The sequence below is a fragment of the Streptomyces sp. Tue6028 genome, from assembly GCF_002300165.1.
Lineage (GTDB): Bacteria > Actinomycetota > Actinomycetes > Streptomycetales > Streptomycetaceae > Streptomyces > Streptomyces siamensis.
The window spans coordinates 157,232-172,113 of sequence record NZ_MLCE01000013.1 but is presented as its reverse complement, the minus strand read 5'-3'; the positions used below and the strand labels follow the sequence as shown (position 1 = coordinate 172,113).

The following is a 14,882-nucleotide window of genomic DNA, read 5'->3' as shown; positions in this document are numbered from 1 at the left end:
GTGACGTGAAGGACGCACGGAAATCGTGTGCAGTTACTCACAGCAAAACAGGACAATCCGGTCCCGTTTCTCGGAAGTCTCCTGCGCACAAGGTGAATAACCGGTTGCGCGCACATATGCAGTAGAGGGCGCTCACCTTGCATGGCAGTAACCGTAAGTGGGACCATTCCCGGGTTCCCTGTCGCCCCAAGGTAGGTCACCTGTGTCTGAGCACTTTGCCAAGCCCCGTACCACCGCAGTGATCCTGGCTGGTGGCACCGGTCAGCGCGTGGGTCTGTCGATTCCGAAGCAGCTGCTGAAGATCGCCGGCAAGGCCGTCATCGAGCACACGCTGACGACCTTCGAGAAGGCCGACTCCATCGACGACATCATCGTGCTGATGGCCCCGGGTTACGTGCCGGACGTCGAGAAGATCGTCGCCAAGGCCGGGCTGAAGAAGGTCGCCAAGGTGATCGAGGGCGGTTCGACGCGGAACGAGACCACCGAGCGCGCCATCAGCGCTCTCGGTGAGGGCCTCGCCGAGGGCGAGGACCGCAACGTGCTGTTCCACGACGCCGTGCGTCCGCTGCTGTCCGAGCGCGTCATAGACGACTGCGTCACGGCTCTCGAGCGCTACCAGGCCGTCGACGTCGCCATCCCGTCCGCGGACACGATCATCGTGACCCGCACCCACGGCGAGGACGGCGAGTTCATCACCGAGATCCCGGACCGCTCCCGGCTGCGCCGCGGTCAGACGCCCCAGGCGTTCAAGCTGTCCACCATCCGCCGCGCCTACGAGGTCGCGGCCGGGGACCCCAACTTCCAGGCCACCGACGACTGTTCCGTGGTGCTCAAGTACCTGCCGGACGTGCCGATCCACGTCGTCGCGGGTGACGAGTACAACATGAAGGTCACGCAGCCCGTCGACGTGTTCATCGCCGACAAGCTCTTCCAGCTGGCCTCCACCGCCGCGCCCGAGCAGGCCGACGAGGCCGCCTACCGCGAGCTGCTCACCGGCAAGACCGTGGTGGTCTTCGGCGGTTCGTACGGCATCGGCAAGGACATCGCCGAACTCGCCGAGGGCTACGGCGCGAAGACGTACGCGCTCGGCCGCTCGACCACCGGCACGCACGTCGAGAACCCCGAGGAGGTCGACGACGCGCTGTCCACGGCGTACGCGGAGACCGGGCGCATCGACTACGTCATCAACACCGCTGGCGTGCTGCGCATCGGCAAGCTCGCCGAGACGGACAACGCCACGATCGAGGAAGCGCTGAAGGTCAACTACCTGGCCCCGGTGCAGATCGCGCGCTCCTCCTACAAGTACCTCGCCGAGACCAAGGGCCAGTTGCTGCTCTACACCTCCAGCAGCTACACCCGCGGTCGCGCCGAGTACAGCCTCTACTCCTCGACCAAGGCCGCCATGGTGAACCTCACCCAGGCGCTGTCCGACGAGTGGGCCGGCGACGGCATCCGCGTCAACTGCATCAACCCCGAGCGCACCGCGACCCCCATGCGCACCAAGGCGTTCGGCCAGGAGCCCGCGGGCTCGCTGCTGTCCTCCGAGGCCGTGGCGCACACCTCGCTCGACGTCCTGCTCTCCGAGCTCACCGGTCACGTCATCGACGTCCGCCAGCAGGACCCGACGGCGGGCGCGGGCAAGGCCTCCGGATTCGAGGCGGCGCTGGCCAGCGTTCTGGACCGCCAGGACGGCGTGGCATAATCACCGTATAGCTTTTTATGGAATTCAGGCCTCTGTGGCTGCGTGTTTGCCGCGCATTCGCAGAGGCCTGAATCCGTAAGGTTCCGGATCGCCGCGGAATGCCGTTTCCTGCATTTTTCCGGCTTTCTGGAGTGAAGCTCCAATTTCGTACCAAACCGGCACTCTCTCAAGAGCAGGTTTCTTCGTGATTTCCACCGCTATTCGCGTTGCCCGGGTGGGCAGCGCGGCCGAGCTGGCCGCGGCGGCCCTCATGATGCTGGGCTTCCCCTGCCTGATGCTGGCCGCGCTCCTGCCGAGCGTCGCAGCCTTCGCGGCCGCGGCCGCCGTGACGTACCTGGCGGACCACTATCTGCACCGGCGCGGCAGCTATCTGATCAACCGCCTCAGCAAGGTGCGGGCCGGTCTGTCCATCAGATTCCTGATCCGCCAGCTGCTCCTGGTGCTGCTGCTGGCGCGGTTGGAGCTGTCCGACAGCCTGGTCTTCTACGCGGCGATCGCCTGCTTCCTGGCCTTCTACGGCTTCCAGGCCCCGCACGGCGCGCTGATCACGCTGATCCGGCTGCGCCGCAAGATGCCCGTCGCCACCCGCAATGTCGACCTGGCCTCGCGCATCCGCATCCCGGACGCGCCCCCGCGCCGGCTGCTGTCCCGCTCGGCCGAGAAGATGCTCCACCTCGACCTGGCGGCCGTCGTCGGCGTCCTGGTGACCGCGGCGACCGACAACAACGTCTACGGGTTCGTGGGCATCGGCCTCACCGTGGCGCTCGGCTTCGGGTACGTCGCCGCGCTGGTGCCGTACGTCCGCGGCCGGAAGATCCCGCCGAACGCCGAGAGGGTCCTCGCGGCCGTCGACGACTGGCTGCGCGAGTACCGCCCGGAGACGGTGCTCTACTTCTCGGGCTCCAAGGACTCGGCGTACCAGGTCAACATGTGGCTGGAGACGATGGAGCAGCTGGACACCCGTCCGCTGATCATCCTCCGTGAGCGCGCCATCCTGGACCGCATGGCCCCGACCACCGTCCCGGTCGTCTGCGTGCCCGGCGGTGTGCACCTGATGAACATGGACCTGTCCACGGTGCGCGTCGCGCTCTACGCGGCGAACGTCGGCAAGAACATCCACATGCTGCGCGTGCCGACCATGAAGCACGTCTTCATCGGCCACGGCGACAGCGACAAGCTCGCCAGCGTCAACCCGTTCAGCAAGGCGTACGACGAGGTGTGGACCGCCGGCCGCGCGGGCCGCGACCGCTACGCCATAGCCGACGTCGGCGTCCGCGACGACGACATCGTCGAGGTGGGCCGTCCGCAGCTGGCCCCGATCCAGTCGTGGCAGGGCGTGCCCGAGGGCCGTATCCCCACCGTGCTGTACGCACCGACCTGGGAGGGCTGGGACGGCAACCCCGGCAACACCTCGATCGTCCTCGCCGGCGAGAACATCGTGAACAAGCTGGTGAAGGCCGACCCGCCGGTCCGCGTCCTGTACAAGCCGCACCCTTTCACCGGCACGGTCAGCCCCGAGGCGGGCGCCGCCCACCGGCGCATCACCGCCCTGGTCGAGAAGGCCGGCGCCGAGCGTGCCGCCGACTCGCGCTTCACGGCCGACGCCGCCGTGCAGACGCAGGCGAAGGCCGAGCTGGCCCGCATCGAGGCCCGGCTGGCCGAGCTGTCCGGCGCCGCCGCCGACAAGGGCGACGAGGCCGAGGCCACCCGTGACGGCGTGGTCGACGTCGAGAGGCACGCGGAGGTCGCCCGGCTGCGCGGTGAGTGGAACGAGGCGTACTGGCGTTCCTTCGGCAGCTTCGAGCACCGGGTCATCACGGGCGCCGAGCCGCGTCTGTACGACTGCTTCAACGTGTCCGACGCGATGGTCTCCGACATCTCCAGCGTCGTCTCCGACTTCATCGCGAGCGGGAAGCCGTACGCGGTCACCGACTCCGCCGAGCTCGGCGTCGAGGAGTTCAAGCGGCAGAACACCGCGGTGCGCGCCGCCGTCATCCTGTCCAACTCCGCGGCCGAACTGGGCGACCTGCTGACCGCGGTCGCCGACTCGGACGCCGACGCCCAGGACGCCGACCGCCGGGAGCTGAAGCGGTATCTGCTCGGCCCCGACGAGCCGGCGTCGATAGACCAGTTCAACGCGGCGGTGCGGGACCTGGCGCGCAAGGCCGAGACGCGCAACCTCGGCCAGGAGGGCGGCGCGCCCGTCGGCGCCGACCTGTCGAGCGACAGCGAGCTGGTCGCGGACGGTGATCTGGCGAACGTGCTGCCGGGCCAGCGGGTGACCGGCGACACGGACGGCGCGGCGATCACGGGCTGACGCCACCGGTCTTCACCAGGGCATGACCCCGAGGAGCACTCCTCGGGGTCATGCCCTTTTCTTACGCTTCTTCCCGCTCCTCTTACGTCCTCCTGCCAGCCTGACGCGTGGAGCACCTCACGCCGGGCGCCCCTCCCTCTGCTGTGAGCTGGATCACTAAGTGAGCGTCCCTGGGCAACCGGTACGTACTTTCAGTCGTCTTCTAGGTAGCGATTGAGGTGATAAGAGGGAAATGTTCCATGACACTTCCCGTAACGAGGGGGAAACGTGACGCAGCCTGATGTGACCGTCGTCATCGGGGCGTACGAAGCGATGCCGTACCTGGTCAAGTGCCTGGAGTCGGTGGAACACCAGACACTCGACCCCGCACGGATCGAAGTGATCGCCGTCGACGACGGGTCCACGGACGGCACGGGGGAGTACCTGGAGAAGTTCGCCGAACGCGCGCCCATGGCCGTCACGGTCATCGGTCAGCCGAACTCGGGCGGCCCCAGCGGCCCGCGCAACGTCGGCCTCGGCAAGGCCCGCGGACGGTACGTCTTCTTCCTCGACGCCGACGACCACCTCGGCCCCGAGGCCCTGGAGCGCATGGTCGCCATGGCCGACGAACACGGCACGGACGTGGTCCTCGGCAAGGTCGTCGGGGTCAACAGGAACGCCCCGAAGTCGATGTGGGCCAAGAACCTGACCCGCACCGACGTCTTCTCCTCGAACATCAAGTTCACGCTCAGCGCGCAGAAGCTCTTCCGCCGCGACCTGCTCACCCGGCACGGCATGCACTTCGACGAATCGCTGAAGACCGGCGAGGACGCCCTGTTCACGATGGAGGCCTACCTCCGTGCCGACGGTGTCTCCGTGATCGCCGATTACGAGTGCTACTACCTGGTGGGGCGCGACGACGGCAAACACGCCACCAAGAGCGGCGGTTACACCCTGCGCTTCGACTCGGCGCGCGCCCTGATGGGGCTCATCGCCGACCTGGTGCCCCCGGGGCCGCGCCGCGACGCCCTGATGATCCGGCCCTTACTCGTGACCCTGATCCCGCAGTTCGGCCCCGGCTACCTCAAGCAGAGCGAGAAGGTCCGGCGCCACAAGCTCGACCTGGCCGAGCCGCTGCTGGCCGCGCACTGGCACCCCGGTGTCGCGGGCCGCCTCAAGGTCCACGAGCGGCTGCGACTCCACCTGGTCGCCCAGGGGCGAGGTGATCTCCTCGTCGACGTACTGGAGTTCATCAAGGCCAAGAAGGAACCCGAGGCGGTCCTCGAGGACCGGGGCCGCAAGGCCTACCTCGCCTATCCCCACTTCCGCGACCCGGCCGCGGGCGTCCCCGACAGCTGCTACGTCCCCACGAGCCGCGAGGCGGCCGCCATCGAGGGCTTCAGGCCGCGCAAGCGGCGTCTGCCGCGGCTGCGCAGGCTGGCCCGCCGTGTGCTGGGCCCGCGCCGCGCGACGGCGTAGGCGCCCCGTCCCCGTCGCCCCACCCGGCGCGGGCCCGCCGGCCGGGCTACTGCCGACCGGACTGAAGTGCCTTGCGCAAGGGCCGCCCCACCGCTCGCCGGGCCCGACGGTAGACCGAGCGCTCTCCCGTACCGCCTGGTCCCGCCAGGGCCCTCGACACCTTGCCGGCCCGTGCCAGGTCCCGCCGCAACTGGGCGTTGTCCGTGGACAGTTCGGTGATACGTGTCTGGAGCCAGCCGAAACGCGCGCTGAGCGAGGCGATGTCCGTCTCGTTCCAGGGGCGGATCCCGGGCGGGAAGCGGAGGGAGCGGATGCGCTCCTCGTAGGCCGCGCCCGCGTCGCCGTGCGTGAAGGTGTTCTCCAGGCCGTTGCGGTCCAGGAAACCGATGAAGCGCTCGAAACGCTCCTGGTGGCCGCCCGTCAGGGAGCTGAAGTCGGCCTCCGCGTACAGCTCGGCCGGGTCGAGGTCCTCCGGCAGCTTGGTGATCTGCCGGTGCGGGATGCCGAAGTAGCGGCACAGCTCCAGGGTGCGCGAGTCGCCGCACAGCACCGTCGCGGGCGTACCCGCGAGCAGCGCCGCGATGTTGCCGTGGATGCGGGAGCCGAAGGAGAAGTCGAAGTCCCGCAGGTCGTCGATCCAGGTGACCGGGTCGATGTACACGCGGACCTTGTCCTCGCGGTACATCGGGTGGTCGGGGTGCGTGGGCATCGCGGTGACGGCCGCGTTCGGGTCCGACAGGTCACGCCAGTGCAACTGCCGGGCGTCGCTGAGGTTCTGACCGATGAAGCGCAGATGCGGATAGCGCGCGTGGACGCGGTCGATGACACGCCCGAGCCCCTGCGACTTCACCGCGCTGTGCGAGCCGTTCACCGCGATCCGGGCCTCCGGGCCGAGTGACTCCGCACGCTTGCGCACGTCGAGGTCCTTGCCGTACATGAACAGTGAAGGACAGCCGATGACCTCGACGTCCTTGAACCCCATGTCCTTCAGATAGCGCTCGGTGAACTCGCCGCGCACCCCGATCGAGGCGCTGTGGTCCAGGACCGCGGAGACGAAGTCGCGGACGGACGGTTCCATGGGCTTGAGCCGGGCCGGGTTGTAGCCGAGGCCGGTCTGCGCGCCGATGCCCGGCACGACCACCGGGATCTTCAACTTCCTTATGAGCCGCGTCAGTCGCCTGAGCTGCGGCTCGAACGAGGGCCGGAACGCGTTGGCCAGGGGTATGACGAACGCGTCGAACTCCTCGTTGATCCGGCCCGCGGCGCTCACGTCGGTGCGGATGCCGTTGGACACGACCTCGGTCCGCGGTGTTTCGAGGATCTTGTGCGCGGCGTCGCTGAAGATCAGATTGCCCGAGTTGGTGGCGATCACATCCTGATGGAGGGCCTCCTCCAGGGGGATCACGTCGTACGGACTCTTCCCGGATCTCAGGAGTATGCGCTTCACAGGGTGATCGTTGAGTGCCACAACATTCAACTTAACTTTGCGTCGTCTTTATTTACTATGCGCAACCCGTACAACCTTTTTTGCATACGCGACCTGTGAGCGTCCGACTACGGGGCGCCGTCCGGCAGCTGGACCGGCGGGCGCATCGCCTTCCCCTTCGCGTAGATTGCCGGGCGGGGTAACGGACCTACGCGAGGGGACACACGGCACGTGGCAGGCGCAAGGCAGAGCGAGACGCACGCCGACGGAAGTGCTGGGGCGCACGCCCACGGGAGTGCTGCGGCGCCCGCCCACCGAAGTGCTGTGGCGCAGGCCCACCGGGTCGTCGTCAAAGTGGGCTCCTCGTCGCTGACCACGGCCTCCGGCGGGCTCGACGCGGACCGCGTCGACGCCCTCGTCGACGTCCTCGCCAAGGGCCGCAGCGGGGGCGAGAGGGAGATCGTCCTCGTCTCGTCCGGAGCCATCGCCGCCGGACTCGCGCCGCTGGGACTGCGCCGCCGCCCCAAGGACCTCGCCCGGCAGCAGGCCGCCGCCAGCGTCGGCCAAGGACTCCTCGTCGCCCGCTACACCGCCTCCTTCGCCCGCTACGGCATCCGCGTCGGGCAGGTGCTCCTCACCTCCGACGACACCAGCCGCCGCGCCCACCACCGCAACGCCTCCCGCACCCTCGACAAGCTCCTCGCGATGGGCGCCCTCCCGGTCGTCAACGAGAACGACACCGTCGCCACGGACGAGATCCGCTTCGGCGACAACGACCGTCTCGCCGCCCTCGTCGCCCACCTCGTCCGGGCCGATCTGCTGGTCCTCCTCTCCGACGTCGACGGCGTGTACGACGGCGATCCGAGCAAGCCGGGCACCTCGCGGATAGCGCAGGTGCACGGCCCCGACGACCTCGCGCACGTCGAGATCGGCAGTGCGGGCAAGGCCGGCGTCGGCACCGGCGGCATGGTCACCAAGGTCGAGGCCGCCCGGATCGCCGCCGCGGCCGGCATCCCGGTGGTGCTGACCAGCGCCGTCCACGCCGCCGACGCCCTCGCGGGCGGGGACACCGGCACGTACTTCCACCCCACCGGCAAGCGGTCCGCGGACCGCTTGCTGTGGCTCCAGCACGCCTCCACCCCGCAGGGTGCGCTCGTGCTGGACGACGGGGCCGTGCGCGCCGTGGTCGAGCGGCGCAAGTCCCTGCTGCCGGCGGGCATCGCGGCCGTCGAGGGCGAGTTCACCGCGGGCGACCCGGTCGAACTGCGCGACGGCACGGGCCGGGCGGTCGCACGGGGCCTGGTGAACTTCGACGCCAAGGAGATCCCCCGGCTCATCGGCCGTTCGACCCGGGAGCTGGCGCGCGAGCTGGGCCCGGAGTACGAGCGGGAGGTCATCCACCGGGACGACCTCGTCCTCCTGAACCCGTAGCCCCGCCGGGCGGCGTGCCGCGGTGGGGCCACGAGCCCGGACCTCCGGTCCAAAAATGTTGTGAACGTTTCGCGGACGCCGGCCGCAGCGAGGTGAAACTCCGTAAAAGTGCCACGCGAGGGCTCCCCACCTGCTCAACTTTGTGGCAGGGAGAGTCCGGGATTCAGTACGAACATCGCGTGAAGGAGGCCGTCGTGAGACGAGTGCGCCCTGGGGCGGCGGCGTCCCGCGGTGGTGCCTCTCCCGCCCTCGACTCCACGCGGGCGGGAGGACACCCGTCCCGAGCCGCGGGCGAGGAACGCGCCCTGACGAGCGTCGCCGCCGGTGACACCTACGAGGGCGAGGCGCCCGCCGACCTGCCACGGCTGTGGCACGTCACGCTGAGCGTCTCGGGCGAGGAGGCCCCGCTCAAGGAGGTCCGGCGCGGCCTCGAACAGCTCGCCCACGACCACCCCTTCCTGCTGACCAGCCGCTACGCCAACGACCACGCGGAGATCCGCTACTGGGAAGAGGCCCGCGACCTGCACGACGCCGCGGCCGTCGCGCTGCGTCTGTGGGGCGAGCACCGGCAGACCGCCAAGCTCCCGCCCTGGGAGATCGTCGGCCTGGAGGTCATCGACCGCGAGACGTACCACCAGCGGATCGCGGAGGGGTACGGGCCGCTGCCCGCCACGCCTGTCGGAGTTCACCCCTTTTGAGCCCGTCTCGCGGTGTGGGATGACGGGTGGATCCGTCCCCCCGGCGCACTACCCTTCCTCCATGACCACGCTCTCGCCGTACGACTCCATGTCTCCGGTCACCCAGGCCGCCTACCGCGCGAAGGCCGCAGCCGCCGACCTGGCGCCCCTCCCGCGGGCCGACAAGGACGACGCCCTGCTCGCGATCGCGGACGCGCTGGAGGTCCGTACGAGCGAGATCGTCGAGGCCAACGCGAAGGACATCGCCCGCGCCCGCGAGGCGGGGACGAGCGAGACCGTCATCGACCGGCTCACCCTCACGCCCGAGCGGGTCCGCGCGATCGCCTCGGACGTCCGCGACGTGGTGTCACTGCCCGACCCGGTCGGCGAGGTCGTCCGGGGCTCGACCCTGCCGAACGGCATCGACCTGCGTCAGGTCCGCGTCCCGCTCGGCGTCGTCGGGATCATCTACGAGGCCCGCCCGAACGTGACGGTCGACGCGGCCGCCCTCTGCCTGAAGTCCGGCAACGCGGTCCTGCTGCGCGGCTCCTCCTCCGCGTACGAGTCGAACACCGCCCTCGTGCGGGTCCTGCGCGACGCCGTGGGCGGCGCGGGCCTGCCCGCCGACGCCGTCCAGCTGGTGCCCGGCGAGAACCGAGAGTCCGTACGCGAGCTGATGCGCGCCCGCGGCCTCGTCGACGTCCTCATCCCGCGCGGCGGGGCCTCCCTGATCCGCACGGTCGTCCAGGAGTCCATCGTCCCGGTCATCGAGACCGGCACCGGCAACTGCCATGTCTACGTCGACGCCCACGCCGACCTCGACATGGCGATCGACATCCTGATCAACTCCAAGGCGCAGCGGCCCAGCGTCTGCAACGCCGCCGAGACACTCCTCGTGCACCAGGACATCGCCCCCCAGTTCCTGCCGCGCGCCCTGGATGCCCTCGCGGCCGCCGGGGTCACCGTGCACGGTGACGAGCGGGTCCTCGCCTACGCCAAGGACTCCAAGGCCACCGTCGTCGAGGCCACCCCCGAGGACTGGGAGGCGGAGTACCTCTCCTACGACATCGCGGCCGCCGTCGTCGACTCGCTCGACAGGGCCGTGGAGCACATCCGGCTGTGGACCTCCGGCCACACCGAGGCGATCGTCACCACCTCGCAGCCGGCCGCCCGCCGATTCACCCAATTGGTCGATTCGACCACCGTCGCCGTGAACGCCTCGACGCGCTTCACCGACGGCGGCCAGTTCGGCTTCGGCGCCGAGATCGGCATCTCCACCCAGAAGCTGCACGCCCGGGGGCCCATGGGGCTTCCGGAGCTCACGAGCACCAAGTACATCGTCACCGGGGACGGGCACATCCGGCGCTGACACCCGCCCCGGCGGAACCGTCTCGGCAGGTGGATGAATTTCCATACCGTCTGCCCAAATTGACCCCCCAGGTCTACTCTGGATCCGTGCCGGAGGACGTGGGGGGCACGCCGTTCCCTGACGGCTGGGAGCCCGACGACGACCGCGACCGCGGGGGTGCGGACGAAGAGTTCGCCACCGTGGTCTTCGACGAGGACTTCGTACGGGCGGCGGTGATCCATGAGCCGACCGCCGTGGAGAGACTCCTCGCAGCCGCCGAGGCCCGCGCCGAGGCCTCCGAGGCGGAGGCGCGCCGTACGCGCTCCAGGGGCTCCCGGGGCGACGACGACCGGTACGAGGACGGCTTCGGCCGCGGCGATTTCGGCCATGATCCCGATCTGGACGATCTGGACGACACCGAGGTCCTGGACGGCCACTACGGCGCACCGGGGACCTACGGCAGGCCCTACGGGAAGCAGACCCGCTGGCACCGCCCCGTCGCCTGGATCCTCGCGCTCGTGATGGGCATCGGCATGGTCGCCCTGGCCTTCACGGCGGTCTACCGGGGAGCTTCCTCCGGCCGCCAGGAGCAGGTCCCGCCGCCCGCCTCCACGGGCCTGGAGCAGGGCCAGGAGAGCGTGACCGGTACCGGCCCCTCCGCCTCGGCCGACTACTCCCAGCCGGCGGTCTCGGCGGACCCCAGGAGGCCCTGACACCGCACCCGCCGGGGCACCGGCCCGCGGGCCGGGAGAACAAGGCCTTCGAGCCCGGGAGGACAAGGACTTCGGCCCCTCGGACGGCCAGGTGACGATCCCTCGAACGGCCTGACGGTCCTGGTGAGAACCTGTCAGAACTTGTCGTGTACCACGGCGTTTACCCGAGCTCCGGGAGACCTACTCTGAATGTATGGGCGGGCCTGGAGACCCACCTGAGGGGACACCCGAGGGCGCTCCCGCAGGTGGAGAGGACGAGTACCGATCCGTCGTCTTCGACGAGTCGTTCGTCCGCGCTGCCCGCCTCCAGGAGTTCTCCGCCCAGGAGCGCATGGCCGATCACACACCGGCCGTACGCCGCCGCCCGACCCTCCAGCGCGGCCTGTCCCGGCAGGCGCTGATACTCGTGCTGCTGATCGCCATAGCCTTCGGCACGGCGATCTACATGGGCGTACGCCACCCGTACCAGACCCCCACCGCCCAGCCCCCCGAGCCGCTGCGGATGACGGTCATACCCCTGTCCCCGCAGACCGCCGTGCCCGGCTCCACCAGCACCGACGAGCTGTACGCGCGCAGCCCCGCCGCGCAGTTCCGCATCGGCGCCGAGGGCATCACGCTGCCCGCTTCCCGGCGCACCGCGCACTTCTCCGACAGCCAGGTCGTCACCGCCCTGACCACCGCGAAGGACTATCTCGTCGAGTCCGCCCTCGACCCCGACGTGCTCACCGGCGGCGCCACCCGGCCCGTGCGCATCCTGCTCGATCCTCAGCAGCTCGATCAGTTCGACCAGAGTTTCGAACGGCCCATGGCCGACGGGCGGCACGCCCCCACCGGCTGGCTGGTCCGCTTCGACCACGCCGGCGCCCAGCTCGCCGACAACAAGATCCGCGTACAGGGCACCCTCCAGGCCGCCGAATTCGACGCGAACACCCTGGAGGTCATCGCCGACCACACCTTCGTGTACGCGCTGAAGCCGACAGGGTCGGACGCGAAGGCGCAGGCCTCGCTGTTCACCGTGCGGCGCGAGCTGCACTTCCGCTTCGACCGCGACGACCTGCGCATGCACCAGGCCGAGCTGGCCGTCTCCTACGTCCAGGCCGGCCCGCTCGCCTGCTCCGAGGACTCGGTCAGCCGGCTGCATCCGCTGCTCGCGGGACAGACGGCCAAGGCGGGCGGCCCCGCCGGCACCGACCCGTACGCCACCGGGAGCGCCACGGCCCTGTGCGGTTCACTGGCGAAGAGCGCCCAGCCGAAAGTGTGACCGCCCGCCGGCTCCCCGGCCCGCGCCCGGTGGGTGGGAGCCTCTGCCTCGGTCAGCTGTCGCCGTCGGGACGTCCGTCGCCCGGGTGGTCGTCGCCGGACCCGCCGCCGGAATTCCGCGGCGGAGCGTCCTTGGGCGCGCTGCCCGTGAAGCCGCCGAAGCCGCGCCGCACCCGGCCCCCGAGGTCTCCCGCACCGCCCGCGATGTCGCTCACCAGCTTCATCAGCGGGTCCTTGGAGTTCTTCACGTCGCTGGCGTAGCTCGCCGCCGACTGGCGGAAGGAGTCCGACACCGAGGTGTCCTTGTCCTCGCTGCGCCGCGGGTAGTGACCGTCCATGATCCGCTGGTAGTCGCGGGACTCGGCCCACTTCTTCAGCTCCGCCGCACGCACCGTGGTGAAGGGATGGGTGCGGGGCATGACGTTGAGGATCTTCAGGACGGAGTCCCGCAGGTCGCCCCCGGCCTCGTACTCCTCGGCCTGCGCGAGGAACGCGTCCACGTTCATCTCGTGCAGATGGTTGCCGCCCGCGATCTTCATCAGGCCGCGCATCGAGGCGCGCAGGTCCTGCCCGACCAGCAGCCCGGCGCGGTCCGCGGACAGCTCCGACTTGCGGAACCACTCGCGCAGCGCCGTGACGATCGCCATGATCGCGAGGTTGCCCAGCGGGATCCAGGCGACCCGGAGGGCGAGGGTGGTGAGGAAGAGCAGGATCGTGCGGTACACGGAGTGACCGGACAGCGCGTGGCCGACCTCGTGCCCGACGACGGCGCGCATCTCCTCCTCGTCCAGCAGCTCGACGAGCCCCGTCGTCACCACGATGATCGGCTCGTCCAGGCCGATGCACATCGCGTTCGGCTGCGGGTCCTGGGTGACGTACATCGGGGGGACCTTCTCCAGGTCCAGGATGTAGCAGGCGTCCCGCAGCATGGCGTTGAGGTGCGCGAACTGGGCGTCCGAGACGCGCACCGAGTCGGACAGGAACAGCAGCCGCAGGCTGCGCTCGGGCAGCAGGCCGCTGAGCGCCTTGAAGACCGTGTCGAAGCCGCTGAGCTTGCGCAGGGCCACCAGGGCCGAGCGGTCCGCCGGGTGTTCGTACGCCCGCGAGGAGATCCCCTCGAAGCGCCTGCGCTGCCTGCTCGGCACGTTCTCGTGCCCGTTCTGCTCGTGGCCGTCGTCGGACATGTCTTCCCCCATGTGCGTCTGTGTGCCCTATGTGCCCCCAAGGCAGAGCCCAGCCTAGGCGGAGATACCGTTGACGGGCAGTACAGAGAAGGAGTCGTACGCCATGGAGCACATCCCCGCAGCCGCCTGGCTCACCGAGGCCGCGAACGCGGCAGACAAGCAGGGGCCGGGCAATCTGCTCCGCGTCGTGCTGGTCGTCATGGTCGTCGGCGTGGCCCTGACCGCATGGTTCCTGCTGCGCGGGTACAAGCGGGACGACTGACCGCCTGTGACGCCCGGTTTTCCGGCGCCGCGCGGCAACCGGCGTCCCCAACGGCGGAGTCGGCGTGATCGTGGCCGAGGCCCCCGCATACGATGAGCCGACGTCTTTATCCCGCCCACACCGGATAGGTCCTGCCGAGATGAGCTTCCACAGCACCGCTGCACAGTTGGTCACCGTCGCCGCCGAGGGTGAGAACGGCGGCAACCACGAGAGCCTCAGCCCGTACCTGACCGGCGGCGGCGCCCTCTTCATCCTCCTTCTGCTGCTGTGGATCACCACACGCTTCAACCGCGACCGCTGAGCCCCACAGGGCCCGCTCAGGGCCCCTGTCGGCCGGAGCCCGTCGGCCGGGCCGGTAGGGTCTGCACGCATGGGAGAGCAGGACATGCCTACCGGTCCGGCGAGTGACACGGAGAGCGGCACCGGCGGTTCCGCCAAGGGCGGCACGGCCGGCATCGTCGGCCGTGTGACGACCGGCCCCGGAAACGGTCCCTCGAATCCGGGCAAGCGCCGCCTCGGCGTCATGGGCGGAACGTTCGACCCGATCCACCACGGGCACCTCGTGGCAGCCAGTGAGGTCGCCGCGCAGTTCCACCTCGACGAGGTCGTCTTCGTGCCGACGGGGCAGCCGTGGCAGAAGACCGACCGCAAGGTCACTCCGGCCGAGGACCGCTACCTGATGACGGTCATCGCGACCGCCGAGAACCCCCAGTTCTCGGTGAGCCGCATCGACATCGACCGCGGCGGCCCGACCTACACCACGGACACCCTGCGCGACCTGCGCGCGCTCAACCCCGACACGGATCTCTTCTTCATCACCGGCGCCGACGCCCTGGGCCAGATCCTCACCTGGCGATACACGGAAGAACTGTTCTCCCTCGCGCACTTCATCGGGGTCACCCGGCCCGGTCACACCCTGACCGACCCGGGACTGCCCGAGGGCGGTGTCTCGCTCGTCGAGGTTCCCGCGCTCGCCATCTCGTCCACAGACTGCCGTGCGAGAGTCGCCAAGGGCGACCCTGTCTGGTACCTGGTGCCGGACGGTGTGGTGCGCTACATCGACAAGCGCGAGTTGTACCGCGGCGAGTGAGCCGAGAGGGGCAC

At 69.7% G+C, this 14,882-nt stretch carries 13 protein-coding genes; 11 read left to right on the top strand and 2 right to left on the bottom strand.

All coding sequences use genetic code 11. From position 1 onward, the window contains the following. The first annotated feature begins 202 nt into the window (after positions 1-202). From BKI49_RS12195 to BKI49_RS12185, 3 genes are all read left to right on the top strand, one after another. Positions 203-1,702: a bifunctional cytidylyltransferase/SDR family oxidoreductase gene (locus tag BKI49_RS12195; RefSeq protein WP_095934260.1), complete on the top strand. Its 1,500-nt coding sequence runs from the start codon at positions 203-205 to the stop codon at positions 1,700-1,702. Between the two features lie 184 nt (positions 1,703-1,886). Continuing rightward, the gene (locus BKI49_RS12190; RefSeq protein WP_373557539.1) at positions 1,887-4,019 is read left to right on the top strand and encodes a hypothetical protein; all 2,133 of its coding nucleotides are present in this window, start codon (positions 1,887-1,889) and stop codon (positions 4,017-4,019) included. Positions 4,020-4,331: 312 nt separating this feature from the next. Next, on the top strand, positions 4,332-5,477 hold the full coding sequence (locus BKI49_RS12185; RefSeq protein ID WP_095934307.1) for a glycosyltransferase family 2 protein: 1,146 nt from the start codon (positions 4,332-4,334) through the stop codon (positions 5,475-5,477). A gap of 46 nt (positions 5,478-5,523) precedes the next feature. On the opposite strand, the gene BKI49_RS12180 is transcribed toward BKI49_RS12185, so the two are convergent. Then, complete coding sequence (locus tag BKI49_RS12180) at positions 5,524-6,924, bottom strand: polysaccharide pyruvyl transferase family protein (protein WP_095934258.1); 1,401 nt, start codon at positions 6,922-6,924, stop codon at positions 5,524-5,526. A gap of 303 nt (positions 6,925-7,227) precedes the next feature. Between BKI49_RS12180 and proB the strand changes: the two genes are divergently transcribed. From proB to BKI49_RS12155, 5 genes are all read left to right on the top strand, one after another. After that, complete coding sequence (gene proB / locus BKI49_RS12175) at positions 7,228-8,334, top strand: glutamate 5-kinase (protein WP_095934257.1); 1,107 nt, start codon at positions 7,228-7,230, stop codon at positions 8,332-8,334. Between the two features lie 203 nt (positions 8,335-8,537). Continuing rightward, positions 8,538-9,032, top strand: coding sequence for a hypothetical protein (locus BKI49_RS12170; protein ID WP_095934256.1), 495 nt, complete (start codon positions 8,538-8,540; stop codon positions 9,030-9,032). Positions 9,033-9,093: 61 nt separating this feature from the next. Continuing rightward, positions 9,094-10,380 (top strand): glutamate-5-semialdehyde dehydrogenase, encoded by a 1,287-nt coding sequence (locus tag BKI49_RS12165; protein ID WP_095934255.1) that lies wholly within the window; start codon positions 9,094-9,096, stop codon positions 10,378-10,380. A gap of 86 nt (positions 10,381-10,466) precedes the next feature. Continuing rightward, positions 10,467-11,072, top strand: coding sequence for an SCO2584 family spore wall biosynthesis protein (locus BKI49_RS12160; protein ID WP_095934254.1), 606 nt, complete (start codon positions 10,467-10,469; stop codon positions 11,070-11,072). A gap of 193 nt (positions 11,073-11,265) precedes the next feature. Then, positions 11,266-12,333: an SCO2583 family membrane protein gene (locus tag BKI49_RS12155; RefSeq protein WP_095934253.1), complete on the top strand. Its 1,068-nt coding sequence runs from the start codon at positions 11,266-11,268 to the stop codon at positions 12,331-12,333. A 52-nt stretch (positions 12,334-12,385) separates the two neighbouring features. Here the strand turns inward: BKI49_RS12155 and BKI49_RS12150 are convergent, their stop codons facing one another. Continuing rightward, positions 12,386-13,516, bottom strand: a complete 1,131-nt coding sequence (locus BKI49_RS12150; RefSeq protein ID WP_095934252.1) for a M48 family metallopeptidase — start codon at positions 13,514-13,516, stop codon at positions 12,386-12,388. Positions 13,517-13,586: 70 nt separating this feature from the next. Between BKI49_RS12150 and BKI49_RS35025 the strand changes: the two genes are divergently transcribed. From BKI49_RS35025 to nadD, 3 genes are all read left to right on the top strand, one after another. Then, positions 13,587-13,778, top strand: coding sequence for a hypothetical protein (locus BKI49_RS35025; RefSeq protein WP_143658426.1), 192 nt, complete (start codon positions 13,587-13,589; stop codon positions 13,776-13,778). Between the two features lie 139 nt (positions 13,779-13,917). After that, positions 13,918-14,079 carry a hypothetical protein gene (locus BKI49_RS35275; protein WP_095934250.1) on the top strand — a complete coding sequence of 54 codons (162 nt, stop codon included), beginning with the start codon at positions 13,918-13,920 and terminating at the stop codon, positions 14,077-14,079. A 69-nt stretch (positions 14,080-14,148) separates the two neighbouring features. After that, a complete protein-coding gene (nadD, locus tag BKI49_RS12135) occupies positions 14,149-14,868 on the top strand; it encodes a nicotinate-nucleotide adenylyltransferase (protein WP_095934249.1) in 720 nt (239 codons plus the stop codon). Positions 14,869-14,882 lie beyond the last annotated feature (14 nt).